This window comes from Nocardioides endophyticus (assembly GCF_039543845.1).
Lineage (GTDB): Bacteria > Actinomycetota > Actinomycetes > Propionibacteriales > Nocardioidaceae > Nocardioides > Nocardioides endophyticus.
Genome location: NZ_BAABKN010000023.1, coordinates 360,503 through 386,014 on the forward strand (window position 1 = coordinate 360,503; position 25,512 = coordinate 386,014).

Consider the following 25,512-nt stretch of genomic DNA (forward strand, 5'->3'; position numbering starts at 1 on the left):
GGACATGACATACGAGCTGGGACAGGGCACCGGGCCGCTCCGAGGCGTGAAGATCGTGGAGATCGCCGGGATCGGGCCGGCGCCGCACGCGTGCATGATCCTGGCCGATCTCGGCGCCGACGTGATCCGGGTCGAGCGGCCCGGGGGCCAGGCGATGGCGGGCGGCGCGACGATGCTGCTCAACCGCGGTCGGCCGAGCGTCGCGCTCAACCTCAAGGACCCGCAGGCCGCGGCCACCGTGCTCGAGCTGGTCAGGCAGGCCGATGTGGTGATCGAGGGCATGCGGCCCGGAGTGACCGAGCGCCTCGGCCTCGGACCCGACGACTGCCAGGCCGTCAACCCCAAGGTCGTCTACGGCCGGATGACCGGGTGGGGCCAGGACGGTCCGTTGGCGCAGGCAGCCGGGCACGACATGAACTACATCGCCATCACCGGCGCGCTCCAGATGATGGGCCAGGACAAGTCGCGCCCGCACTTCCCGAGCAATCTCGTCGGTGACTTCGGCGGCGGCTCGACGTACCTCGTCATCGGCATCCTCGCGGCCCTCCTCGAGGCGAAGACCAGCGGGAAGGGGCAGGTCATCGACGCAGCGATCGTCGACGGCACCGCGCACCTCAACGCGATGACCGCGGCGTTCCTCGCGAGCGGCGGCTACCACGAGGAGCGGGCGGCCAACCTGCTCGACGGCGGCGTCCCGTTCTACGACATCTACGAGACCGCCGACGGCAAGCACATGTCGGTCGGGTCGCTGGAGCCGCAGTTCTTCGACACGCTCGTCACGATCCTCGGCGTGAAGGACACCTGCCCCGGGCAGGCCGAGCCGCAGCGGTACGACGAGATGCGCCGGGTCTTCACCGACACGTTCGCGAGCAAGACCCAGGCGGAGTGGATCGAGATCTTCGAGGGCACGGACGCCTGCGTCGCCGGCATCATCCCGTTCACCGAGGCCATCGAGCACCCGCACCTGGTCGCGCGCGGCACCTTCGTCGAGCGCGACGGCATGGTCCAGCCGATGCCGGCCCCGCGCTTCTCCCGCACCGAGCCCAGCCTCACGCTGCCGCCCTCCAAGGCGACCGGCGAGCACACCCGCGAGGCGCTCACCGCCTGGGGCATCGGCAACGTCGACGACCTGATCGAGAGCGGCGTCGCCGTCCAGGCATGAGGCCGTTCCTCTTCATCGGCACCCGTGCCGAGGACGCCGCGGCGGACAGCGAGTACGCCGCGGTGCTGCGCTGCTCCGGGCTCGACGAGGCCGACGTACGACGGGTGCGGCTCGAGCGCGACGAGCTCGGCCCGGTCGACCTGGCCGACTGGTCCGGGGTGATCCTCGGCGGCGGCCCGTTCAACGTCAGTGACCCCGACGACACCAAGAGTCCCGCACAGCACAGGGCCGAGGCGGAGCTCCACGACCTGGCGACCCGCGCCGTCGCGGCCGACAAGCCGTTCCTCGGCGCCTGCTACGGCATCGGCGTGCTCGGCACCCTGCGCGGCGGTGTCGTCGACCGCACGTACGCCGAGCCGATCTCCGCCCGGCGGATCACCCTCACCGATGCCGGGCGCGAGGACCCGCTTCTCGGCACCATGCCCTCGTCGTTCGACGCGTTCCTCGGCCACAAGGAGGCAGTCACCGCACTGCCCGAGGGGGCGGTGCTGCTCGCCTCCAGCGCGGACTGCCCGGTGCACGCCTTCCGCCTCGGCCGCAACGTCTACGCGACCCAGTTCCACCCCGAGCTCGACGTCGAGGGGTTGTGCCTGCGGATCGAGACCTACGACGGCTACGGCTACTTCGAGGCGCACGAGGCCGACGGCCTGCTCGCCATGGCCCGGGCCGCCCACGTGGAGCACCCGCCCCGCCTGCTCGCGCGGTTCGTCGAGCTCTATGCTTGTTGACAGATATTCAGTAGGGTTCGAGGCATGAGCATCGAGCACGTCGACGTCCTGATCGTCGGAGCCGGACTGTCGGGGATCGGCGCCGCCTGCCAGCTGCGCGAGCGGCAACCCCGCCGGACGGTCGCCGTGCTCGAGAGTCGCGAGGTCAGTGGCGGCACCTGGGACCTCTTCCGCTACCCCGGCATCCGCTCGGACTCCGACATGTACACCTTCGGCTACCGCTGGCGGCCGTGGCGCAACGAGCGGGCGCTCGCCGACGGCGACGCGATCCTCGACTACCTGCGTGACGTCGCGAGCGAGTACGGCGTCGACAGGCTGATCCGCTACCGCCACCGGGTCGTGGGCGCGAGCTGGGACAGCGACACCGCCCGCTGGACGGTACGGGCGGAGACCCCGGACGGCGAGGTGATGCTGACGGCGAGCTTCCTCTGGAACTGCGGTGGCTACTACGACTACGACGCCGGATACACCCCGGACTTCCCGGGCATCGACGACTTCCAGGGGCAGGTGATCCACCCGCAGCACTGGCCCGAGGACCTTGACTACGCCGGCAAGAAGGTGGTCGTGATCGGGTCCGGCGCGACCGCGGTGACGCTGCTCCCGGCGATGGTCGCCGGCGGCGCCGGTCACGTGACCATGCTGCAGCGCTCCCCGACGTACATCGTCTCGATGCCCGGCCGCGACCCGCTCGCGGAGCGGCTGCAGCGGCTGCCCGAGAAGGTGCGATTCCCGGTCCTGCGCTGGAAGAACATCCTGGTCTCGGTCGGCATCTACCAGCTCAGCCGCAAGAAGCCCGACGTCCTGCGCAGCTTCATCCGCAAGAACACCGTCAAGCAGCTCCCGCCCGAGGTCGACGTCGACGTCCACTTCAAGCCGACGTACGACCCGTGGGACCAGCGGCTCTGCCTGGTCCCCGACGGCGATCTCTTCCGCGCCATCCGCAAGGGCAGCGCGTCGGTCGTCACCGACACCATCGAGACGTTCACCGACAGGGGTGTCCGGCTCACCTCGGGGGAGGAGCTCGAGGCCGACGTCCTCGTGACCGCGACCGGGCTGAGGCTGCTGGCCCTCAACGCACCGCTCGAGGTCGACGGCAGGCCCGTGAAGCTCCCCGAGACCATGGCCTACAAGGCGATGATGCTGAGCGGCATCCCGAACTTCGCGTTCACCATCGGCTACACCAACGCCTCGTGGACCCTGAAGGCCGACCTGGTCTCCGACTACGTGTGCCGCCTGCTCGACCACCTCGACCGCAACGGGCTCCGCGTGGCCACGCCGCAGCCGGACCCGAGCGTCGGAGAGCGGCCGTTGATGGACTTCTCCGCGGGCTACGTCCTGCGCGCGCTCGACGAGCTGCCCAAGCAGGGCGACCGGGCGCCGTGGCAGCTCAAGCAGAACTACCTGACCGACGTCCGCAAGATCCGCCGCGACGCCATCGACGACGGCGTCCTGAGGTTTGCCTGACGCCCGGATCGGTCACCGCCCGGGCGAGACCACCTAGGAGGCAGACATGGGTCTGAAGGACAAGGCAGAGAACAAGGTCGAGAACCTCAAGGGCCAGGGCAAGGAGTCGGCGGGCAAGGCCACCGGCGACGAGCAGCTCGAGGCCGAGGGCAAGGGCGACCAGGCGTCGTCCAAGGTCAAGGACGCCGGCGAGAAGGTCAAGGACGCCGCGAGCGACCTCAAGGACGGCCTCACCAAGTAAACGAGCCCAGCGTCATACTGCGTCGATGCAGGTCTGACGGGCTGCTGCGTCTACAGTTGTCGAAGCAGCCCGTTCAGTCTTGCCTCGGGCTTCGGCCGGTCTCTTCGAGATCGTGCCCCTCACTTCGTGAGGCAGCTGCTCCGCTCCTTGCCCAACGGTGAGGTTCAGCTTGGCGAGACACGCCAACAGTGAGTGATCTTCTCTTGTCTACTGCAGTGTCTGCTGCGGGCTTCACCGACCTCGGTGTCCCCGCTTCCCTTGCCGCCGTCCTCACGGACCTCGGCATCACCTCCCCGACTCCCATCCAGGCCGCCACGCTGCCCGACTCCCTCGCGGGTCGCGACGTGCTCGGCCGTGGCCGTACCGGCTCCGGCAAGACGTACGCGTTCCTGCTGCCGCTGGTCGCCCGCCTCACCGCGTCCGGCACCAAGCCCCAGACGCGCAAGCCGCGCGCGCTGATCATGGCCCCGACGCGTGAGCTCGTGAACCAGATCAACGACGCGCTCAAGCCGCTGGCCCAGACCGCCGGCCTGAGCACCATCACGGTCTTCGGCGGCGTCGGCCAGAACCCGCAGGTCCAGGGCCTGCGCAAGGGCATCGACATCGTCCTCGCCTGCCCCGGCCGTCTCGAGGACCTCATGGGCCAGGGTCACGTCGACCTCAGCCAGGTCGAGATCACGATCCTGGACGAGGCCGACCACATGGCCGACCTCGGCTTCCTGCCCGGCGTGCGCCGGATCATGGACACGACGCCCCGCTCCGGCCAGCGCCTGCTCTTCTCGGCCACGCTGGACAAGGCGATCGACGTCCTGGTCAAGCGCTTCCTGCAGAACCCGGTGACCCACCAGGCCGACTCGGCGCAGTCGCCGGTCGGCACGATGGACCACCACGTGCTGCACCTCGCCCGTGAGCACCGTGTCTCCGTGCTCACCGACTTGACGAGCGCCCCCGGGCGCACCGTGGTCTTCACCCGCACCAAGCACGGTGCGAAGGCGCTGACCCGGCAGCTCAACAGCAACGGCGTGCCGACCGTCGAGCTCCACGGCAACCTGAGCCAGAACGCCCGCACCCGCAACATGGAGGCCTTCCACTCCGGCAAGGCCACGACCCTGGTCGCGACCGACATCGCCGCGCGCGGCATCCACGTCGACGACGTGGCGCTGGTCGTGCACGCCGACCCGCCGGTCGAGCACAAGGCCTACCTGCACCGCTCCGGACGTACGGCGCGCGCCGGCGCCAAGGGCACCGTCATCACGCTGATGACCGACGACCAGGTGCGCGACGTACGCGACCTGACTCGGGCCGCGGGCATCAAGCCGACCACGACCAAGATCAACGGCGCGAGCCACCCGCTCCTCGCCGAGCTCGCCCCCGGTGAGCGGTCCCTGCCCGGCGGCCTCGTCGTCGAGGCGCCGGCCGAGGGCAACCGCGGTGGCGGCGGCGGACGTCGCGGCGGAGGTGGCGGCGGTGGCCGTCGCTCCGGCGGCGGCGGTGGTCGCTCCGGTGGCGCACCCAAGTCCGGCGGGCAGGCCCGCTCCGGCGGGCAGCGCAAGTCAGGCGGCCAGGCGAAGTCCGGCGCCGGCAAGGCCGGCGGTGGCGCGGGTCGCACCTACACCACCTCGACGCCGTCTTCCGGTGGCGGCCAGACCCGCCACAGCAGCGCCTCCTTCAGCTCCGGGCGCCGCTGATCGTGTCCCCTCGCGCGCCGACATACAGTCGGCGCGTGAGGGACCCACGCCGAGCCGCTCTGCTCGTCGTCCTCGTGGCCGGGACCGTCCTGCTAGGCATCTCCTTCCGGATCGAACCCGGCAGCAGCTGGTTCTACCCGACCGCCCTCGCGCTCGCCGCGGTGTGGGCGGTCGGTGCGTTCGCGAGCGGCCCGGTGCCACTCGGTGAGCGCATCGTCGTGCTCCCCCTGCTCGCAGGGGTCGCGCTGGCCGGCGTGTTCGTGCTCGGCGCATTGATCGTGCGCGAGCTGCCGGTCCTGGAGGACCAGGTCTCCGCCGTCACGGCGTACTCCGACCGCGGGTCGGGCCCGTTGATCGTCGCGATCACGCTCGTGACGGGTGCCGCCGAGGAGCTGTTCTTCCGCGGGACCGTCTACGCCGCCGTCCCGGAGCACTCAGTGGTCGGCAGCACACTCGTCTACACCCTCGTCACCGCTGCGACCGGCAACGTGGCTCTGGTCTTCGCCGCCGCACTCCTCGGCCTGGTGGTGGGTCTGATGCGTTGGTGGTCCGGCGGCGTGATCGCGCCCACGATCACCCATGTCACCTGGTCGCTGGTGATGCTGCTGGTGCTACCCGCGCTCTTCTAGTGGTCGGCGACCGCGCGCCGCACGGCCTCGGCGTACGTCATCGGCTCGCCCGGGACGACGTCGCGGATCGAGTGGTCGGTGACGATCACCTCGGTGCCCATCGACTCGATCAGGTTGCGGCCGGTGGTGGTGTCGACGTCGGTGACGAACGAGATCCAGTGCGACGACAGCCCCGGCGTCAGCACCGGGACCGTCATGATCGGGACCTTCCGACCCTGGATGACCTCGGCCGCCTGCTGGAGCATCTCGACGTAGGAGAGCTGCTCGGGGCCGCCGATCTCGTAGGTCTGGCCGAAGGCCTTCTCGAGGCCGACGACGCCGGCCAGGTAGTGCACCACGTCATCGACGGCGATCGGCTGGGTGCGGGTGGAGGCCCACTTCGGGACGATCATCGCGGGCAGGTTCTCGACGAGCTGGCGGGTCATCTCCCAGGAGATGCCGCCGGCTCCGACCACGATCGCCGCCCGCAGCACGGTCACCGGCACGCCGGACTCCCCGAGCAGCCGCTCGACCTCGCGGCGCGAGCGGAGGTGGGGCGAGAGGTCGTCGGAGTCCTTGCCGAGCCCGCCCAGGAAGACGATCTGGCGCACGCCGCCGGCGACGGCCGCGAGCCCGAACCCACGTGCGGCTTCCGCGTCCTTCGCCTCGAAGTCGTCGTCGTCGAGCGAGTGCACCAGGTAGACCGCCACGTCGACACCCTCGAGCGGGGCCGCCAGCGTGCCCGGGTCGGACACGTCGCCGGCGACCGGATCGCCCTTGCCGTCGTACGTCTCGGGGTGGCGCGTCATCGCCCGGACGTGGAGTCCGCGGTCGATGAGCTCGGGGACCAGCCGGCTCCCGACAAACCCAGTTGCGCCGGTGACGAGGACGACGGACTGCTCTGGGGTGGGGGGCACAACTACCGTGTACCCATGGCGGACGACGTTGATGTGGAGCTGACCCAGGACGAGTGCTGGGAGCTGTTGCGGACCCACGAGCTCGGCCGGCTGGCGTTCACCGTCCTGGACGAGCAGCACCTCACCCCCGTCAACTACGCGGTCGACGGCCGGACCCTCCTCTTCCGCACCGCACCCGGCAGCAAGCTGCTCGCCGTCGCACTCGGGGCGCAGGTGGCGTTCGAGATCGACGAGCTCGACGACGACTCGGCGGTGAGCGTGGTCGTGCGCGGCCGGGCCCGGCACCTGCCCGAGGACGAGGCGCACCGGGCGGAGAACGTCCCGCTCCGGCCGTGGGTCGGCCCGGACAAGTACGACGTCGTCGAGATCGCACCCGAGGTCGTGGCCGGCCGCCGGTTCCAGCTCAGCCGGCCGTGGCTGCACCTGCGGCCGGACAGCACCCCCTAGCGGGCGCGGCGGGCGATGTCCTCGCGACGGGTCTCGTCCATGGCGGCTTCGTACGCCGAGACCAGGCTGGCGATCGAGAGTGGCTTGAGGCGTTCGACGACCTCGCGGATGGTGTCCGACGAGGCGCCCGACTCGCGGTAGACCGGCCACACCATCGTCCGGAAGAGCTCGTTGAGCTCCTTGGCGAGCTGCCGGCCGTGCTCGGCGTACACCTCCGCGGCGGCGAGCGCGGCCTCGGGTGGGAAGCCCAGGTCCAGCAGGCCGACGCTGACCGAGAGCTGAGACACGGCGACCTCGTAGCGGCCGCGCTTGGTCGCGAAGACGATGCCGAGTGCCGACAGCGTGGTGATGTCGTCGTCGGTGAGGGTCCGGCCGGCCCGGGTGTCGAGCTCGGCGCGCGACATCTCGACGGGGAGGTCCGCCTGCCAGGGGGTGAGCATCGCGCGGTGCAGCGCGATGTCCTCCGGTGTGGCGGCCGGGGGGATCCGGGCCATGTACTTCTCGATCGCCGAGAGCGTGAAGCCGTGGGTCTGCAGCTCCTGCACCAGCTCGAGCCGCGAGACGTGGTCGGGGCTGTAGTAGCCCGAGCGGCCGCGCCGGATCGGCGGTGGCACCAGGGCCTTGGTCGTGTAGAAGCGGATGTTGCGCACGCTCATGCCGACCCTCGCGGTCAGCTCGTCGAGCGTCAGCAGCTCCCGCGGTGACTCGCCGCTGTCGTCCATGGCTCTCCTCGTTCGTCCCGGTGGGTCCGTGACCTGCACCACAGGACCGCCGCCTTGACGGTGACAGTAATAGTGTCACAATCGAGCGAACAGGCTCGTATTGCACGGTCCCCCATCACTGAGTAGGACGTCATGGCTGAAGCACTCGTGTATGACCACATCCGGACGCCGCGCGGCAAGGGCAAGGCGGCGGGCACGCTGCACGAGGTCAAGCCCGTCGACCTGATCGTCGGCCTGCTCGACGAGATCAAGGTGCGCAACCCCACCCTGGACCCAGAGCGCGTCGACGACGTCGTGCTCGGCGTGGTCTCGCCGATCGGCGAGCAGGGTGGCGACATCGCCAAGACCGCCGCGCTCAAGGCCGGCTACCCCGACACCGTTGCCGGCGTACAGCTCAACCGCTTCTGCGCCTCCGGCCTCGAGGCCGTCAACCAGGCCGCCTCGCGGGTGCGCGGCGGCTTCGAGGACCTGATCCTCGCGGGCGGCGTCGAGTCGATGAGCCGCGTGGCCATGGGCTCCGACGGTGGTGCCTGGGCGTCCGACCCGGCGACCGCCTTCCAGGCCGGGTTCGTGCCCCAGGGCATCGGCGCCGACCTGATCGCCACGATCGAGGGCTGGAGCCGCGACGACGTCGACGCGTACGCCGCCGAGTCGCACCACCGGGCCGCCAAGGCCTGGGCCAACGGCTACTTCTCCAACGCGGTCGTCCCGGTCAGGGACCTCAACGGCCTGACCATCCTCGATCACGACGAGACCATCCGCCCCGACACCAGCCCCGAGGGCCTGGCCGGCCTGAAGCCGAGCTTCGCCGGCATCGGTGCAGACGCGGGCTTCGACGACGTGGCGCTCGAGAAGTACCACTGGATCGAGCGGATCAACCACGTCCACCACGCCGGCAACTCGTCCGGCATCGTCGACGGCGCCGCGCTGATGGCGATCGGGACCGAGGAGGTCGGCAGCCAGCTCGGCCTCACCCCGCGGGCCCGCATCATCGCCACCGCCGTCTCCGGTGCCGACCCGACGATCATGCTCACCGGCCCGGCGCCGGCCGCCCGCAAGGCGCTCGCCAGGGCCGGGCTCGAGGTCTCCGACATCGACCTGTTCGAGATCAACGAGGCCTTCGCCGCGGTCGCGATGCGCTTCATGCGCGACCTGGACATCAGCCACGAGATCACCAACGTCAACGGTGGCGCGATCGCCATGGGCCACCCGCTCGGTGCGACCGGTGCGATGATCCTCGGCACCCTGGTCGACGAGCTCCAGCGCCGCGACCTGCGCCGCGGCCTCGCCACGCTCTGCGTGGGCGGCGGCATGGGCATCGCCACCATCGTGGAGCTCGTCTGAGCTTCGTCCCTCTGGTGGTTTCGAGGCTTGGGCCTGGCGGCCCTCGCACCTCAACCACCGTCGCCACCACCGATCTCCAGACAGGAACCTTGATGAGCACCACCACTGAGCAGACCGCGGTCCAGTACGACCGCGACGCCGACGGCATCGTCACGCTGACCCTCGACGACCCGACCGCCAGCGCCAACACGATGAACGAGCTCTACCTCGAGTCGATGGCGGCAGCGGTCCAACGGCTGTACGACGAGGCAGACGACGTGACGGGTGTTGTCATCGCGAGCGCGAAGAAGACCTTCTTCGCCGGCGGCAACCTCAAGAGCATGGTCCAGGCGACCAAGGACGACGCCGGCTCGGTCTTCGCGATGGGCGGCGCCGTGAAGGCCGGGCTGCGCAAGCTCGAGAAGTTCCCGAAGCCGGTCGTGGCCGCGATCAACGGCGCCGCCCTCGGCGGCGGCTTCGAGATCTGCCTGGCCACCAACCACCGGATCGCCGTCGACGACGACAAGGTCCTGATCGGCCTGCCCGAGTCGACCCTCGGCCTGCTGCCCGGTGGCGGCGGCGTGACCCGCGTCGTACGCCTGCTCGGCCTGCAGCAGGGCCTGATGGACGTGCTGCTGCCCGGCACGCAGTTCAAGCCCAGCGCCGCGAAGGAGAAGGGCCTGGTCGACGAGCTGGTCGCGACCCGCGAGGAGCTGGTCCCCGCCGCCAAGGCATGGATCAAGGCCAACCCCGACGAGACCCAGAACCCGTGGGACAAGCCCGGCTACAAGATGCCCGGTGGCACCCCGAAGACTCCGGCCCTCGCGGCCTTCCTGCCGGCGTTCCCGGCGCTGCTGCGCAAGCAGACGAAGGGTGCGCTCTACCAGGCGCCACGGGCGATCCTGTCCGCGGCCGTCGAGGGCGCGTCGGTCGACTTCGAGACCGCGTCGCGCATCGAGTCGCGCTACCTGACCAACCTGATCGTCAACCAGGGCTCGAAGAACATGATCCAGGCGTTCTTCTTCGACCTGCAGGCGATCAAAGCCGGCAAGCTCCGCCCGCAGGGGATCGAGCCCTACAAGGCCGTCAAGGTCGGCGTCCTGGGCGCCGGCATGATGGGCGCCGGCATCGCCTACTCCTGTGCCCGTGCGGGCATGGAGGTCGTGCTCAAGGACGTCAGCGCCGAGGGCGCGGCCAAGGGCAAGGCTTACTCCGCGGGGCTCAACGCCAAGGCGGTCTCACGCGGCAAGCTGAGCGAGGAGAAGTCGCAGGCGCTGCTCGACCGCATCACCCCAACTGCCGACCCGGCCGACCTGGCCGGCTGCGACCTGGTGATCGAGGCCGTCTTCGAGGACCCGGCGCTCAAGCAGCAGGTCTTCGCGGAGATCGCGCCGTACGTCAACGCGGACGCGCTGCTCTGCAGCAACACCTCGACGCTGCCGATCACCGAGCTGGCCACCGGCGTGGACCGCCCCGCCGACTTCATCGGCCTGCACTTCTTCTCACCCGTCGACAAGATGCCGCTGGTCGAGATCATCCGCGGCAAGGAGACCTCGGACGTCGCGCTGGCCAAGGCGTACGACGTGGTGCAGCAGATCCGCAAGACCCCGATCGTCGTCAACGACAGCCGTGGCTTCTACACCTCGCGCGTCATCGGCACGATGGTCAACGAGGGCCTGGCGATGCTCGCCGAGGGCGTGCACCCGGTCAGCATCGAGCGGGCCGGCACGCAGGACGGCTACCCGGTCGGTCCGCTCCAGCTCAGCGACGAGCTGAACCTGGAGTTGATGGCCAAGATCGGCAAGGCGAGCAAGGACGCCGTCGAGCGCGACGGTGGCACCTACACGCCGCACCCGGGCGAGGCTGTCGTCGCCAAGATGATCGAGATCGGCCGCCCGTCGCGGCTCAAGGGCGCGGGGTTCTACGAGTACGCCGACGGCAAGCGCACCGGCGTCTGGCCGGGCCTCGCCGACACCTTCCCGGTCGCGGCCGAGCCGATCCCGTTCCAGGACATCAAGGACCGGCTGCTCTTCGTCGAGGCGATCGAGACCGCCAAGTGCTTCGAGGAGGGCGTCATCGAGTCGGCCGCGGCGGCCAACATCGGCTCGATCATGGGCATCGGCTTCCCGGCGCTGACCGGTGGCGCCGCCCAGTTCATGACGGGCTACGAGAACACTGCGGGCCAGATCGGCCTCGGTGCGTTCGTCGCCCGTGCGGATGAGCTGGCCGAGAAGTACGGCGACCGGTTCCGGCCGACGGACTACCTGCGCGAGCTGGCCGCCTCCGGCGGCTCGTTCCCCGCGTAGCCGTGGGGGTCCTGCTCCTGGTCCGGCACGGTCAGGCGTCGTTCGGCGCCGCCGACTACGACGTCCTGTCCGAGACCGGCTGGGAGCAGGGCCGCCTGCTGGGTGACTGGCTGCGTGCGCGCGGCGTGACCCCGACGGCGGTGGTGCGCGGCGGCATGCGCCGGCACCGCGAGACGGCAGAAGCGATCCGGCAGAGTGCGGTGGGCTGGCCCGAGGCGGCCGTCGACGGCGGCTGGGACGAGTTCGACCACCTCTCGGTGGTGGCGGCGTACCCGGACGCGCCGACCGGCGACCTCGACCGACGCGAGTTCCAGCGGGTCTTCGAGCTCGCGACGGCACGCTGGACCGCGGGCGGCCACGACGGCGAGTACGCCGAGCCGTGGTCGGCCTTCCACGCCCGGGTGACGGACTCGTTCGACGCCGCGTGCCGCCTGGCGGGCTCGGGCGAGACCGCCGTCGCGGTCACCTCGGGTGGCACGATCGCAGCCGTGTGCGCCGCGCTGGTGGACCCGGGCGCGGATCCCACGGCGTACGCCCGGATGTGGAGCCGCTTCAACACCGTGCTGGTGAACTCGTCGGTGACGCGAGTGGTCGTCGGGCCGACCGGGCCGCGGCTCCTGACCTTCAACGATCACCCCCATCTCGAGGGCGCCGCGCTCACCTACCGTTGAAGGCTTGACTAGACCGGAGTTGTCGCCTTGTGTGGGTCGGTGAAGTTCTCTGGGTGGGCACCCGTCAGTCGCATGCGCGCGCAACGCCGGATCGTCGGCGTCGTCGCCATCGGAGCCGTGGTCGCCGCGTCGCTCGCCGGTGTCTCGGCCGGTCCCGCTGATGCGGCGGACGGAGCCGGCAGCGCGGCGGCCCCGGCGCTGGGCGCCGGCCGCTACATCGTGATGCTGCGGGAACCCTCTGCCACCGGCCTGGCTGCCGGTGCGACCACCGGCTCCTTCGACGCACGCTCCGCGCGGGTCACGTCGTACCGCGCGCACCTGCGCCAGACCCACACGACGATCGCCAGGCAGTACGGCGCCCGGCCCCTCGCCAACTTCACCGCCGCTTCCAACGGGTTCGCCGCCGACCTCACCGGAGAGCAGGCGAGCGCGCTGTCCGTCGACCGTCGCGTGCTGCTGGTCGAGAAGTCCCGGACGCTGAAGCCCGCGACCTGGCACAGTCCGAAGTTCCTCGGGCTGACCGGCAAGAACGGCGCCTGGTCCAGCCACGGCGGCCGGCAGGCCGCCGGTGCGGGGGTGGTCGTCGCCGACCTCGACTCCGGCATCTGGCCCGAGTCGGAGTCGTTCTCCGGGGAGCGGCTCACGAAGAAGGCCAAGACCCCGTGGGACATCTCCCGGCGCGGCAGTGCAACCCGGATGGAGAAGGCCGACGGTGGCGTCTTCCGGGGTGAGTGCGTGATCGCGCAGAAGTGGGACAAGGGCGACTGCAACACCAAGATCATCGGCGCGCGCTACTACGGCGACAGCTTCCTGGCGTCCGTCCCGGCGGCTGACCTCGCCGCCACCGAGCAGCTCTCCGCGCGCGACGGAGGTGGCCACGGCACCCACACCGCGAGCACCGCGGCGGGCAACCGGGTCGCCAACGTGAAGACGGAGGGTCGCAAGTTCGGCACCGTCACCGGCATGGCCCCGGCGGCGCGGATCGCCGTCTACAAGGTGTGCTGGGAGGCCGACAACCCGGACGACAGCGGCTGCAACAACATCGACTCGGTCGCGGCCGTCGACCAGGCCGTGATCGATGGCGTCGACGTCATCAACTTCTCCGTCGGTGGTGGTGCCAGCCCCACCCTCGACGCCACCGAGGTCGCGTTCGAGGGTGCTGCGGAGGCGGGCATCTTCGTGTCGGCGGCGGCGGGCAACGACGGCCCGGGTGCGTCCACGCTCGACCACCCGGCACCGTGGGTGACGACGGTCGCCGCGTCTACGAGCTACCGCTTCGAGGGCACGATCGTGCTGGGCAACGGCAAGAAGATCGTCGGCGCCTCCGTCTCGAGCACGTCGGTCAAGCAGACCCGCATGGTCGACTCGGCCAAGGCGGCCGCGTCGGGCTCAGCGCCCGGTGACTCCGACCTGTGCGGGCCGAAGTCGCTGGACCGGTCCAAGGTGCAGGGCAAGATCGTGATCTGCCAGCGTGGCACCTACGACCGCGTCGTCAAGAGCGACGAGGTCAAGCGCGCCGGCGGCATCGCGATGATCCTGGTCAATCCATCGGAGAACAGCCTCGACGCCGACTTCCACGCGATCCCGACGATCCACATCTCCGACACCGACGGCGTCAAGCTCTTCAAGTACGTCGACCAGCTGGGCGCCAAGGCGACCGCGTCGTTCGAGCCCGGCAACCAGACCAAGCACAAGACGCCGCTCCCGCAGCTGGCCGGCTTCTCGGCGCACGGGCCGACCCTGGTCTCGGAGGGCGACCTGCTGAAGCCCGACATCTCCGCACCCGGCGTCAGCATCCTCGCCGCCGTCTCGCCGCCGTCGAACTCCAAGCGCAAGTACGACCTCTACTCCGGCACGTCCATGGCGGCGCCGCACATCACGGGGCTCGCGGCGTTCATCCAGAGCGTGCACCCGTCCTGGACGCCGATGGAGATCAAGTCGGCGATGATGACGACCGCCGTCCCGACCAAGACCGACAAGGGCAGGGCGTCCCGGGACGCGCTCGGCCAGGGTGCGGGTCAGGTGAAGCCGCGGAGGTTCTTCGACCCCGGCCTCTTCGTCACCTCGGACGCCACGCAGTGGCGCGGGTTCCTCACCCAGCAGGGCATCGACACCGGCGTGCCCGCCCTGCAGCCCAAGCAGGTCAACGTGCCGTCGATGGGCGACGGGTCGGTCACGTCGCAGACGACGTTCCGCCGTACCTTCCGCGCGACGCGGGCCGGCGTCTGGAGCATCAAGTCCGACGTCCCCGGCTTCAGGCTGAAGACGTCGCCGGCCAAGGTGCGCTCCGAGCGCCGCGGGGACCTCGTCGACGTGAAGTTCACGTTCGTCCGCAAGGACGCGAAGCTCAACCGCTACGCCCAGGGCGCCGTCACGCTCAGCGGCCCCACCGCGGTGCGCCTGCCGGTCGCGCTCAAGCCGGTCTCAGTCGCTGCACCCGCAACGCTGTCGGGGACCGGCGTCAGCGGCTCCGCGAGCGCCACGGTGACGGCGGGCTTCACCGGCTCTCTCGACGTCACCCCCCGTGGCCTCGACAAGTCCGACACGGTCGTCGCGAGCGTGGCGCCCAAGGCCGAGAGCTACCAGTGCGTGACGGTCACGCCGGGGACATCGCTCGCGAAGTTCCAGGTGGACGTCCACGACGACACGGCCGACCTCGACCTCGTGGTGCTGGCGGCCGAGAGCTGCGACCCGGAGTCCGCGTTCGCGTTGGCCGGACAGTCGGGCACCGCGTCCGGCGACGAGGCGGTGACCCTGCGCAACCCTCCGGCAGGGGTCTACATCGCCGAGGTCAGCGGCTTCTCCGCCGGCGATGCGGGCAGCCCGATGGCTTTCGACTTCGACTTCTGGGACCTCGACGCCAGCGCGACGGCGGGCAGCCTTGCGGTGACGCCCGACCCGGTCCCGGTGAGGTCGAACCAGAAGGCGTCGGTGCAGGTCTCGTGGAGCGGCCTCGACCCGGCGTCCAAGTACCTCGGCTACCTGGCCTACGCGAACTCGCCGGGCATCACCCTCCTGGACGTGACCACGCCATAAGGCTGACTCTTGCGGCTTCCCGGCGACAGGGGCGCCGGGAGTCACGATGATGGCCGCGTGACGGAGAGCTCAGGTCCCTTCAGCGCAGCCATGCCGGTCGTCGAGGTCCGCGGCCTGCGGGTGCGGTTCGGCGAGGTCGAGGCGGTGGCGGGCGTCGACCTCACGGCGTACGCCGGACAGGCGACCGCGCTCCTCGGACGCAACGGCGCGGGCAAGTCGACGACGATGTGGGTGCTGGCGGGGGTGCTGTCCCCGGCCGAAGGCCTCGCCGCCGTCGCCGGATTGAGGCGGGAGCCTCGGGCCTTCGGACTGCCCGGGCGTCCGGCCGTCACTCTGCATGTGCGCCTGGGTCGACGCAGATAAAAGTCAGGCTTGACTGTTTGTTAGCACGTCGACCATGCTGACCAGGTGACGACGGCGGCGGGGCCGACGCGGGTGCCCCAGGAGGAGCGCACCCGGGTGATGCGGGCCCGGCTGCTGGAGGCGACCGTCGACTGCCTGGTGGAGCGCGGGTTCGCGGGCACGTCGACCACGCTGGTGTCCGAGCGGGCGGGGGTGAGCCGAGGGGCGCAGCTGCACCACTTCCCGACCAAGAACGCGTTGGTCGTCGCCGCGGTCGAGCACCTGACCGAGAAGCGCGGCGCCGAGCTGGCAGCGGCTGCCGCGTCGCTGCCGGAGGGTCCGCGGCACACCCGCGCGGTGATGCAGATGCTGGGCGACCATTTCGCGTCGCCGGTCTTCATCGCCGCACTGGAGCTCTGGGTCGCGGCCCGCACCGACGCCCACCTGCTCGCCGCCGTCGGGCCGCTCGAGCAGCGGGTCGGGCGCGAGACGCACCGGCTCACGGTCGAGCTGCTCGGTGCCGACGAGTCCGTCCCGGGCGTCCGCGAGCTCGTGCAGGCAACCCTCGACCTGGTCCGCGGGCTGGGCCTGGCCAACACGATCTCGGACGACACCCGTCGGCGCGTTCGCATCCTCGACACCTGGGCCGACACCCTCGACACCGTCCTGAAGGGACCGGCATGAGCCTCCTCGACGACCTGCTCGCTGACCTGAAGCTCGAGGGCGACCAGCTCTGGAACGCGGTTGCCGGCCTCGACGCCGACGGCTGGCGGACACCCACGCCCGCGGCCGGGTGGACGGTCGCCACGACCGTGGCGCACCTGCTCTGGACCGACGAGGTCGCCGTCGTGGCGGCCACGGACAAGGACGCCTGGGACGAGCTCGTCCTGGTCGCGATCCAGGACCCGACCAGGTACGTCGACCAGCAGGCGATCGAGGTCGCCCGACTCTCGCCCGAGGCGTTGCTCGCCCGATGGGGCAAGGCGCGCGAGGCACTGCCCGCCGCGCTGCGAGCGGTCCCCAACGGCCAGAAGATGCCGTGGTTCGGCCCGCCGATGTCGCCGACGTCGATGGCGACCGCACGGTTCATGGAGACCTGGGCGCACGCGCTCGACGTGTGCGACGCGCTCGGCGTCGAGCCCGAGCAGAGCGACCGGATCCGGCATGTCGCGCACCTCGGCGTACGCACCCGCGACTTCGCGTTCTCCGTGCACGAGCTGCCACCGCCGACCGAGGAGTTCCGGACCGACCTGGTCTCCCCGTCCGGCGACCAGTGGAGCTGGGGGCCGGAGGACGCCGCGCAGACGGTGACCGGATCGGCGTGGGACTTCTGCCTGCTGGTCACCCAGCGGGTGCACCGCGACGACACCGACCTGGTCGCGTCGGGCGCGGACGCCGAGCAGTGGCTGACGATCGCGCAGGCCTTCGCCGGCCCGGCCGGTGAGGGACGAGGCAAGCGGTGAGGATCGGGAACTGCTCCGGCTTCTACGGGGACCGGATCGCCGCGATGCGCCAGATGCTGGAAGGCGGCCGGCTCGACTACCTGACCGGCGACTACCTCGCCGAGCTGACCATGCTGATCCTCGGCAAGGACATCATGAAGGACCCGTCGCTGGGGTACGCCAAGACGTTCGTCCGCCAGGTCGAGGACTGCCTCGGTCTCGCGCTCGAGCAGGGCGTCAAGATCGTCAGCAACGCCGGTGGCCTCAACCCCGCGGGTCTCGCGGACCGGCTCCGCGAGGTCGCCCGTGGGCTCGGGCTCGACCCCGCGATCGCCCATGTCGAGGGCGACGACGTCCGCTCGCTCGACCTCCGCGAGGGTGCGCTGACCGCCAACGCCTATCTCGGCGGCTTCGGCATCGCCGCAGCCCTGAACGCCGGCGCCGACCTCGTCGTCACCGGTCGGGTCACCGACGCTTCGCTGGTCGTGGGGCCCGCGGTCGCGCACCACGGCTGGACACTGACGTCGTACGACGAGCTGGCGGGCGCCGTCGTCGCGGGCCATGTGCTCGAGTGCGGCACCCAGGCCACGGGCGGCAACTTCTCCGGGTTCAAGACGCTCCGCCACGATCGCCCCGAAATTCTGCAGAGCCCGCTCGGCTTCCCGATCGCCGAGATCGCCGCCGACGGCTCATGCGTGATCACCAAGCACGACGGCACCGGCGGCGCGGTCACGGTCGACACGGTCACGGCCCAGCTGCTCTACGAGATCCAGTCGACGCGCTACCTCAACCCCGACATCACCACGCGCCTCGACACCGTCGAGCTGCGCGACGTCGGCCGCGACCGGGTCTCCGTCTCGGGTGTGCGTGGTGAGGCGCCGCCCGAGCGGCTCAAGGTCTGCCTCAACGAGCTCGGCGGCTGGCGCAACACCGTGGAGTTCGTGCTCACCGGCCTCGACATCGACGCCAAGGCCGACTGGGTGCGTGAGCAGCTCACGCCGTCGCTGACCGCGAGCGAGGTGGCCTGGACCCGCACCGCGCTGCCGCCGGCCGACGCCGACACCGAGGAGGGCGCGTCCTGCCTGCTGCGGTGCACGGTCAAGGACTCCGGGCCGGACCCGGTCGGCCGCGCCTTCACCAGCGCCGCGGTCGAGCTCGCGCTCGCGTCGTACCCCGGCTTCACGATGACCGCCCCGCCCGCGCCTCCTGCGCCGTACGGCCTCTATCGCGCGGCGTACGTCGACCGCTCGGCCGTCGCGCACACCGTGGTGCACGCCGACGGGCGGCGCGAGGTGGTCGCCGACCCGACGGAGTTCGGCGCCGGCGACGACCGCGACAGCCTGCGACCGTCGCCGTTCCCTGCTCCACGTGACTCGCTCACCCGACGCGCTCCGCTCGGCTCCTTCGTGCACGCGCGCTCCGGCGACAAGGGCGGCGACGCCAACCTCGGGCTGTGGGTGATGCACGACGGCTCCGACAAGTACGACGCTCGGGTCACCTGGCTGACCAAGCTGATCACGCCCCGCAAGGTGCGCGAGCTGCTCCCCGAGGCCGCGGAGCTCGACGTCGAGGTGCACGTGCTGCCGAACCTCGGCGGGGTCAACGTGCTGGTCCGCGGCCTGCTCGGCGACGGGGTCGCCGCGTCGACGCGCTTCGATCCGCAGGCCAAGGGCCTCGGCGAGTGGATGCGCTCGCGGGTCGTGCACATCCAGGAGGGGTTGTTGTGAGCGGGTGCCGCTGGTTCATCAAGGGATGCAGGTCAGCCCGCACTTTCCAGGGCGGGCACGCCGGGGGATGTGCGGCCCCGACTTCATACCTTGATGAAACAGCAGCAGCACCGCCGCCGCCCCAGGAGCCGCACGATGACTGACCTCCACGCCCTGGGGGCCGAGTTCGTACGCCGCGAGGTCGCACCCCATCTCCAGGAGTGGGAGGACGCCGGCGAGGTCCCGCGATCTCTCCACCACACGGCCGCGAAGCAGGGCCTCCTCGGCATCTCGGTCCCGGAGGACGTCGGCGGCGAAGGCGGCGACGTGCTCGACTCGGTGGACCTGCAGGAGGGCATGTTCGAGGCCGGCGCGTCCAGCGGCTTCATGGCCGCGCTCTTCACCGGCGGCATCGCGCTGCCACACATCGCGGCCTCGAGCAACGCGGACCTGATCGACCGGTTCGTCCGCCCGACGCTGGCCGGAGAGACGATCGGCGCGCTCGGCATCACCGAGCCCGGCGGCGGCTCCGACGTCGGCGGCATCACCACGACCGCCGTACGGGACGGTGGTCACTACATCGTCAACGGCGCGAAGACGTTCATCACCAGCGGCGTGCGCGCCGACTTCGTGACCACCGCGGTCCGCACCGGTGGCCCCGGCGCGGGTGGCGTCAGCCTGCTCGTCGTCGAGAAGGGCACGCCCGGCTTCACTGCCGACCGGTCGCTGCGCAAGATGGGCTGGCACTGCTCCGACACCGCCGAGCTGTCGTACGTCGACGTGCGGGTGCCGGTCGCCAACCTGGTCGGCGACGAGAACTCGGGCTTCCGGCAGATCGCCGCGCAGTTCGTCGTGGAGCGGCTGGCGCTGGCGGTCCATGCCTATGGCATCGCAGGGCGCTCGCTCGAGCTCACTGCGGCGTACTGCCGTGACCGTGAGACCTTCGGCAGGCCGCTGATCAGCCGGCAGGTCGTGCGGCACCAGCTCGTCGAGATGCGTCGTCAGGTCGAGGTGGCGCGGACCTACACCCGCGAGGTCGCCCGTCGTCATGCCGCCGGTGAGGACGTCATCGCCGAGGCCTGTCTGGCGAAGCAGACCGCGGTCGACTGCGCGACGTACGTCTGCGACCAGGCCGTCCAGCTGCACGGCGGGACGGGATACATGCACGGGACCGAGGTGGAGCGGCACTACCGCGACGCCCGGATCCTGCCGATCGGAGGAGGAGCGTCGGAGGTGCTCACCGACCTGGCCGCGAAGCTCTTGGGCTACGCGTCATGACCAACAGAGAAGCGATGCTGGAGAAGCTCGCCGACCTCGACACCGAGCACGCGAAGGCGGTTGCCGGTGGAGGTGAGCGGTCCGTCGATCGGCACCACAAGCGCGGCAAGCTGCTGCCTCGCGAGCGGATCGAGCTGCTCGTCGACGAGGGGTCGGCCTTCCTCGAGCTCTCGCCGTTGGCGGGCTGGGGGTCCGACTTCACCGTCGGCGCCAGCGTGGTCACCGGCATCGGCGTGATCGAGGGCGTCGAGTGCATGATCACCGCCAACGACCCGACCGTGAAGGGTGGCGCGAGCAACCCCTGGACGGTGAAGAAGATCTTCCGGGCCTCGCAGATCGCCGAGGAGAACGGGCTGCCCACGGTCTCGCTGGTCGAGTCCGGCGGTGCGGACCTGCCGACCCAGAAGGAGATCTTCATCCCGGGCGGCAAGCTGTTCCGCGACATCACCCGCGCGAGTGCCCGCAAGGAGCCCACGATCGCGCTGGTCTTCGGCAACTCGACTGCCGGCGGCGCCTACGTGCCCGGCATGTCCGACTACACGGTGATGGTGCGCGGCGCTGCCAAGGTGTTCCTCGGCGGCCCGCCGCTGGTCAAGATGGCGACCGGGGAGGAGTCCGACGACGAGTCGCTCGGCGGCGCCGAGATGCATGCGCGTACGTCGGGCCTCGCCGACCACCTCGCCGAGGACGAGCTCGACGCCATCCGGATCGGGCGGCGGATCGTTGCTCGATTGAACTGGCGCAAGCGCGGGACGTCATACGGACAGAGCAAGGGGACACACCATCCGTATGACGTCCTCGAGTACGCCGAGCCCGACGAGGACCCCGACGACCTGCTCGACCTGATCCCGGGCGACCTCAAGGAGCCGTTCGACCCCCGTGAGGTGATCCGACGGATCTGCGACGGCGTCAGTGAGACCAACGGCGTCGTGTTCGACGAGTTCAAGCCGCTCTACGGCCCGTCGTTGGTGACCGGATGGGCGCGGCTGCACGGCCGCCCGCTCGGCATCCTCGCCAACGCGCAGGGCGTGTTGTTCTCCCAGGAGGCGCAGAAGGCCACGCAGTTCGTCCAGCTGGCCAACCAGACCGACACCCCGCTGCTCTTCCTGCACAACACCACCGGCTACATGGTCGGCAAGGAGTACGAGCAGGGCGGGATCATCAAGCACGGCGCGATGATGATCAACGCGATCAGCAACTCCACGGTCCCGCACCTCAGCGTGATCATGGGGGCGTCGTACGGCGCCGGCAACTACGGCATGAACGGTCGCGCCTTCGACCCGCGCTTCCTCTTCACCTGGCCGTCCGCGAAGTCCGCCGTCATGGGCCCGGCCCAGCTCGCCGGCGTGCTCGAGATCGTCGCGCAGCAGTCGGCGGAGTCCAAGGGCCAGACCTTCGACGCCGAGGGGTTCAAGGGCGTCAAGGAGATCGTCGAGACGCAGATCGAGGCGCAGTCGATGCCGCACTTCCTCTCCGGGATGCTGTACGACGACGGGGTGATCGACCCGCGGGACACCCGCACGGTCCTCGGCATCTGCCTGTCCGTCATCGAGAACAAGCCGTACGCCGGCACCGACCGATTCGGGGTGTTCCGCCCATGACCACCATCGGAACGACCCCCCTGCAGCGGGTGCTCGTCGCCAACCGGGCCGAGATCGCCTCGCGGGTCTTCCGCACGTGTCGCTCGCTCGGCATCGAGACCGTGGCGATCCACTCCGACGCCGACGCCGAGCTGCCCTACGTGCGCGAGGCCGACCACGTCGTACATCTGCCGGGCAACGCGCCCACCGACACCTATCTGCGGGCCGACCTCGTGATCGACGCGGCTCGCCGTACGGGTGCGGACGCGGTCCACCCCGGCTACGGCTTCCTCTCGGAGAACGCCGAGTTCGCCCGGGCGGTGATCGACGCGGGGCTGGTGTGGATCGGGCCGCGTCCGGAGTCGATCGAGGCCATGGGCTCCAAGATCGGGGCGAAGCAGCTGATGCGCGACGCCGGCGTGCCGTTGCTCGAGGCCCCGGAGCAGCCGACCGAGGCCGACCTGCCGCTGATCGTGAAGGCGTCGGCGGGCGGAGGCGGTCGCGGCATGCGGATCGTGCGCTCCCTCGCGGAGCTGCCGTCCGAGATCGAGAAGGCGGCCGCCGAGGCGGTGTCGGCGTTCGGCGACGGCACGGTGTTCGTCGAGCCCTACATCGAGCGTGGTCGGCACGTCGAGGTGCAGGTCGTCGGTACTCGAGACGGTGTCCTCGTCCTGGGCACCCGCGACTGCTCGGTCCAGCGTCGTCACCAGAAGGTGGTCGAGGAGGCCCCGGGTCCCGCCCTTCCGAGCGTCGCCCTGGAGGAACAGCTGCTCGACGCCGCGCGCCGGGCCGCGGAGGCCATCGACTACTGGGGCGCCGGGACCGTCGAGTTCCTCGTCGACAGTGAGCGCGATCGCTTCTACTTCCTCGAGATGAACACCCGGCTCCAGGTCGAGCACCCGGTCACCGAGGCCGTCTTCGGGATCGACCTCGTCGAGATGCAGCTCGACGTCGCCGAGGGTCACGGGTTCAGCGACCTGGTGCTGGAAGAGATGGAGAAGCGGTCCGAGGACACCTCGGAGGACCGGATGGCCGCGCGGCCGGTCGGCCACGCGATCGAGGTGCGCCTGTATGCGGAGGACCCGTCCGCCGACTACCAGCCGCAGAGCGGTGTGCTCACCACCTTCGAGATCCCTCGCGAGGACGGAGTCCGGGTGGACGCCGGGTTCGAGACCGGCAGTGAGGTGTCCACGCACTACGACGCGATGCTGGCGAAGGTGGTCGCCCACGCCCCGACCCGCCGAGCCGCGGCGCGCAAGCTGGCGGGCGTGCTCAGCCGGGCCAGGATCCACGGGCTCGTCACCAACAGAGACCTCCTCGTGGCGATCCTGCGGGACCAGAAGTTCCTCGCGGGGGACGTCAGCACCCAGTTCATCGAGTCCTCCGGGGTGGTTTCGGGGCTCCCAAGAAGTGACTCAGAGCTCGCACCTCAACCACCGCGCGACGCCGCTGTCGCTGCGGCGATCGCGCTGGCCGAGCAGACCCGAGCCCGCCGTACGGTCCAGCGCGGCATCCCGGTCGCCTGGCGCAACGTCACCTCCCAGCCGCAGCGAACCCTCTTCGAGCAATGCACCGTCGAGTGGTTCGGCGGTCGCGACGGCTACATCGTCGAGGGGCTCGCGGTCGTCTCGGCGTCCCCGGATCGAGTCGTTCTTGAGACCGACGGCGTCCGGACGTCATACGAAGTGAGCGTCCCAGGCCACGATTCGTATGACGTCAACGTGGACAGCCCGCGGGGCCATGTCCGACTGACCCGGGTGCCGAGGTTCGTCGACCCCGCCGACGCGGTCGCGAGCGGCAGCCTGCTGGCCCCGATGCCCGGCACCGTCGTCCGGGTCGCGGTCGAGACCGGCCAGACAGTCGAGGCGGGCGAGCCCGTGCTCGTCCTCGAGGCCATGAAGATGCAGCACACCGTGAGCGCGCCGTACGCCGGCGTCGTCGCGGAGATCAATGTGAAGACCGGTGCGCAGGTCGCCTCGGGAGAAGTACTCGCCGTCGTCGAAGGAGTAGAAGCATGACCGAGACCCACGGGTTCAGCGAGGCCGAGGAGCGCCAGGAGTTGCGCAAGCAGGTCGCGAAGCTGGCCGCCAAGTACGGCCGCGACTGGTTCACCGAGAAGGCCCGCGCCGGCGAGAAGACCACCGACCTCTGGCTCGAGATCGGCAAGAACGGCTACCTCGGCATCAACATCCCCGAGCAGTACGGCGGGGGCGGCGGCGGCATCGGTGACATCGCGGCGGTCTGCGAGGAACTCGCCGCGCAGGGTTGCCCGCTGCTGCTGATGGTCGTCAGCCCCGCGATCTGCGGCACGATCATCACCCGCTACGGCACCGAGGAGCAGAAGCAGCGCTGGCTCCCGGGCATCTGCGACGGCACCGGCACGATGGCCTTCGCGATCACCGAGCCGGACGCCGGCACCAACTCGCACAACATCACCACGACCGCGCGCCGAGATGGCGACGGCTGGGTGCTCAACGGTCGCAAGATCTACATCTCCGGCGTCGACGAGGCCGACAACGTGCTCGTCGTCGCGCGCACAGAAGACGCCAAGACGGGCAAGCTCAAGCCCTGCCTCTTCGTCGTGCCGACGGACGCCGAGGGCTTCGAGGCGAAGTCGATCCCGATGGAGATCGTCAGCCCCGAGCTGCAGTTCCAGGTCTTCATCGACGACGTGCGGCTCCCCGCCGACGCTCTCGTGGGCGACGAGGACGGAGGCCTCGTGCAGCTCTTCGCCGGCCTCAACCCGGAGCGCATCATGGCCGCGAGCTTCTCCACCGGACTGGCGCGCTTCGCTCTCGACAAGGCGACGGCGTACGCCAAGGAGCGCGTGGTCTTCAAGGACGCCATCGGCTCCCACCAGGCGGTCGCGCACCCACTGGCGCAGTCGCACATCGAGATCGAGATGGCCCGCCTGATGACCCAGAAGGCCGCCGCGCTCTACGACGCCGGCGACGACCTGGGCGCCGGCGAGGCCGCCAACATGGCCAAGTACGCCGCGGCCGAGGCCGCCTGCGACGCCGCCGACCGTGCCGTGCAGACCCACGGCGGCAACGGGATCACCCAGGAGTACGGCATGGCCGGCCTCCTGGTCGCGACCCGCGCCGGCCGGATCGCCCCGGTCAGCCGCGAGATGATCCTCAACTTCGTCGCCATGCACTCCCTGGGGCTGCCCAAGTCCTACTGAGCAGGCATGGCTATGTAGACGCCTGTCTGTCACAGTCGAGAGTGATGACAGATGACGCGAACGACGGTGGCGCCGACAGCTGGACCAGCGGAGGAGCAGCCGCGCTCGCGATGTACGCCCCCGAGGTGCTGACCTCGTACGGCCTGCTGGTGTCGGTGCGGCCGCTCGGCGTGCACGACGAGCTGCTGGAGTCGCCCGAGGTCGCGGCGTTCGCCCAGCAGTTCGGTGCCGACGCAGGCCGGATCGACCCCGAGGTCCGGGACCGGTTCGCGCAGGCCACCGGCGACCACGCCGCGGCCGTCGTCGACATGGTCTGGATCTCCGACGTCTCACCCAGGATCCGGGAGACGCTGGATGCGCTGTTCGGGTCGTCGAGCGAGTGGCCCGGTCGCCGGCGCTACCCCGTGGGCGACACACAGGTCGCGATCCGCGGTTTCACCGACTCGGTGGCGCAGCTGGAGAGCCTCGACGCCGACCAGACCGACGCCGGCCAGGCGGCGCTCGCGCTGACCGACGGGATGTTCCGGACGCCGACCGCGATCCCCGGGTCGACCGTCGAGGCCGTCCACGAGCTCCTCACCCCCGCGCAGGCCGTCGAGGTCGTGCTCGATGCCGCCAGCAGCTCGGCCGAAGGGATCGCCGCCGCCTTGCGTTGATCGAACACCTG

The 25,512-nt window shown here is 70.5% G+C and carries 22 protein-coding genes; 20 read left to right on the plus strand and 2 right to left on the minus strand.

Annotated elements, in window-relative coordinates; translation table 11 throughout:
• The first annotated feature begins 4 nt into the window (after positions 1 to 4).
• From ABEA33_RS18880 to ABEA33_RS18905, 6 genes are all read left to right on the plus strand, one after another.
• Positions 5 to 1,162, plus strand: a complete 1,158-nt coding sequence (locus ABEA33_RS18880; protein ID WP_345528477.1) for a CaiB/BaiF CoA transferase family protein — start codon at positions 5 to 7, stop codon at positions 1,160 to 1,162.
• Positions 1,159 to 1,890, plus strand: a complete 732-nt coding sequence (locus ABEA33_RS18885) for a glutamine amidotransferase (RefSeq protein WP_345528478.1) — start codon at positions 1,159 to 1,161, stop codon at positions 1,888 to 1,890. The genes ABEA33_RS18880 and ABEA33_RS18885 overlap by 4 nt, the downstream gene beginning before the upstream one ends.
• Positions 1,891 to 1,914: 24 nt before the next feature.
• On the plus strand, positions 1,915 to 3,354 hold the full coding sequence (locus tag ABEA33_RS18890) for a flavin-containing monooxygenase (protein ID WP_345528479.1): 1,440 nt from the start codon (positions 1,915 to 1,917) through the stop codon (positions 3,352 to 3,354).
• A gap of 46 nt (positions 3,355 to 3,400) precedes the next feature.
• Positions 3,401 to 3,595, plus strand: a complete 195-nt coding sequence (locus ABEA33_RS18895; protein ID WP_345528480.1) for a CsbD family protein — start codon at positions 3,401 to 3,403, stop codon at positions 3,593 to 3,595.
• 215 nt (positions 3,596 to 3,810) lie between these two features.
• Positions 3,811 to 5,283 (plus strand): DEAD/DEAH box helicase, encoded by a 1,473-nt coding sequence (locus ABEA33_RS18900; protein WP_345528481.1) that lies wholly within the window; start codon positions 3,811 to 3,813, stop codon positions 5,281 to 5,283.
• Positions 5,284 to 5,318: 35 nt separating this feature from the next.
• Complete coding sequence (locus ABEA33_RS18905; RefSeq protein ID WP_345528482.1) at positions 5,319 to 5,912, plus strand: CPBP family glutamic-type intramembrane protease; 594 nt, start codon at positions 5,319 to 5,321, stop codon at positions 5,910 to 5,912.
• Here ABEA33_RS18905 and ABEA33_RS18910 read toward each other — a convergent pair.
• Entirely contained in the window at positions 5,909 to 6,808 is a 900-nt protein-coding gene (locus ABEA33_RS18910; RefSeq protein ID WP_345528483.1) for an NAD(P)H-binding protein, read from the minus strand. The two genes, ABEA33_RS18905 and ABEA33_RS18910, sit on opposite strands and share 4 nt — an antisense overlap.
• 15 nt (positions 6,809 to 6,823) lie before the next feature.
• Here ABEA33_RS18910 and ABEA33_RS18915 point away from each other — a divergent pair, with 15 nt between their 5' ends.
• Complete coding sequence (locus ABEA33_RS18915) at positions 6,824 to 7,255, plus strand: pyridoxamine 5'-phosphate oxidase family protein (RefSeq protein WP_345528484.1); 432 nt, start codon at positions 6,824 to 6,826, stop codon at positions 7,253 to 7,255.
• Here the strand turns inward: ABEA33_RS18915 and ABEA33_RS18920 are convergent.
• Positions 7,252 to 7,977, minus strand: a complete 726-nt coding sequence (locus tag ABEA33_RS18920) for a MerR family transcriptional regulator (RefSeq protein ID WP_345528485.1) — start codon at positions 7,975 to 7,977, stop codon at positions 7,252 to 7,254. The genes ABEA33_RS18915 and ABEA33_RS18920 overlap by 4 nt on opposite strands.
• A gap of 132 nt (positions 7,978 to 8,109) precedes the next feature.
• Here ABEA33_RS18920 and ABEA33_RS18925 point away from each other — a divergent pair, with 132 nt between their 5' ends.
• The 13 genes from ABEA33_RS18925 (at position 8,110) to ABEA33_RS18985 (ending at position 25,501) form a co-directional block, all read left to right on the plus strand.
• A complete protein-coding gene (locus ABEA33_RS18925; protein WP_345528486.1) occupies positions 8,110 to 9,321 on the plus strand; it encodes an acetyl-CoA C-acetyltransferase in 1,212 nt (403 codons plus the stop codon).
• A gap of 92 nt (positions 9,322 to 9,413) precedes the next feature.
• Entirely contained in the window at positions 9,414 to 11,606 is a 2,193-nt protein-coding gene (locus tag ABEA33_RS18930; protein WP_345528487.1) for a 3-hydroxyacyl-CoA dehydrogenase NAD-binding domain-containing protein, read from the plus strand.
• 2 nt (positions 11,607 to 11,608) lie between these two features.
• A complete protein-coding gene (locus tag ABEA33_RS18935; RefSeq protein WP_345528488.1) occupies positions 11,609 to 12,277 on the plus strand; it encodes a histidine phosphatase family protein in 669 nt (222 codons plus the stop codon).
• 39 nt (positions 12,278 to 12,316) lie between these two features.
• Entirely contained in the window at positions 12,317 to 15,313 is a 2,997-nt protein-coding gene (locus ABEA33_RS18940) for a S8 family serine peptidase (RefSeq protein WP_345528489.1), read from the plus strand.
• Between the two features lie 57 nt (positions 15,314 to 15,370).
• On the plus strand, positions 15,371 to 15,676 hold the full coding sequence (locus ABEA33_RS18945; protein ID WP_345528490.1) for an ATP-binding cassette domain-containing protein: 306 nt from the start codon (positions 15,371 to 15,373) through the stop codon (positions 15,674 to 15,676).
• Between the two features lie 45 nt (positions 15,677 to 15,721).
• On the plus strand, positions 15,722 to 16,339 hold the full coding sequence (locus ABEA33_RS18950; protein WP_345528491.1) for a TetR/AcrR family transcriptional regulator: 618 nt from the start codon (positions 15,722 to 15,724) through the stop codon (positions 16,337 to 16,339).
• Entirely contained in the window at positions 16,336 to 17,118 is a 783-nt protein-coding gene (locus ABEA33_RS18955; protein WP_345528492.1) for a TIGR03084 family metal-binding protein, read from the plus strand. The genes ABEA33_RS18950 and ABEA33_RS18955 overlap by 4 nt, the downstream gene beginning before the upstream one ends.
• A complete protein-coding gene (locus tag ABEA33_RS18960) occupies positions 17,115 to 18,824 on the plus strand; it encodes an acyclic terpene utilization AtuA family protein (RefSeq protein ID WP_345528493.1) in 1,710 nt (569 codons plus the stop codon). The genes ABEA33_RS18955 and ABEA33_RS18960 overlap by 4 nt, the downstream gene beginning before the upstream one ends.
• A 135-nt stretch (positions 18,825 to 18,959) precedes the next feature.
• Entirely contained in the window at positions 18,960 to 20,081 is a 1,122-nt protein-coding gene (locus ABEA33_RS18965; protein ID WP_345528494.1) for an acyl-CoA dehydrogenase family protein, read from the plus strand.
• The gene (locus ABEA33_RS18970; RefSeq protein ID WP_345528495.1) at positions 20,078 to 21,682 is read left to right on the plus strand and encodes an acyl-CoA carboxylase subunit beta; all 1,605 of its coding nucleotides are present in this window, start codon (positions 20,078 to 20,080) and stop codon (positions 21,680 to 21,682) included. Before ABEA33_RS18965 ends, ABEA33_RS18970 begins: the two co-directional genes overlap by 4 nt.
• Positions 21,679 to 23,679: an ATP-binding protein gene (locus tag ABEA33_RS18975; RefSeq protein ID WP_345528496.1), complete on the plus strand. Its 2,001-nt coding sequence runs from the start codon at positions 21,679 to 21,681 to the stop codon at positions 23,677 to 23,679. Before ABEA33_RS18970 ends, ABEA33_RS18975 begins: the two co-directional genes overlap by 4 nt.
• Complete coding sequence (locus tag ABEA33_RS18980) at positions 23,676 to 24,845, plus strand: acyl-CoA dehydrogenase family protein (protein ID WP_345528497.1); 1,170 nt, start codon at positions 23,676 to 23,678, stop codon at positions 24,843 to 24,845. Before ABEA33_RS18975 ends, ABEA33_RS18980 begins: the two co-directional genes overlap by 4 nt.
• A 44-nt stretch (positions 24,846 to 24,889) precedes the next feature.
• Positions 24,890 to 25,501 (plus strand): hypothetical protein, encoded by a 612-nt coding sequence (locus ABEA33_RS18985; RefSeq protein ID WP_345528498.1) that lies wholly within the window; start codon positions 24,890 to 24,892, stop codon positions 25,499 to 25,501.
• Positions 25,502 to 25,512 lie beyond the last annotated feature (11 nt).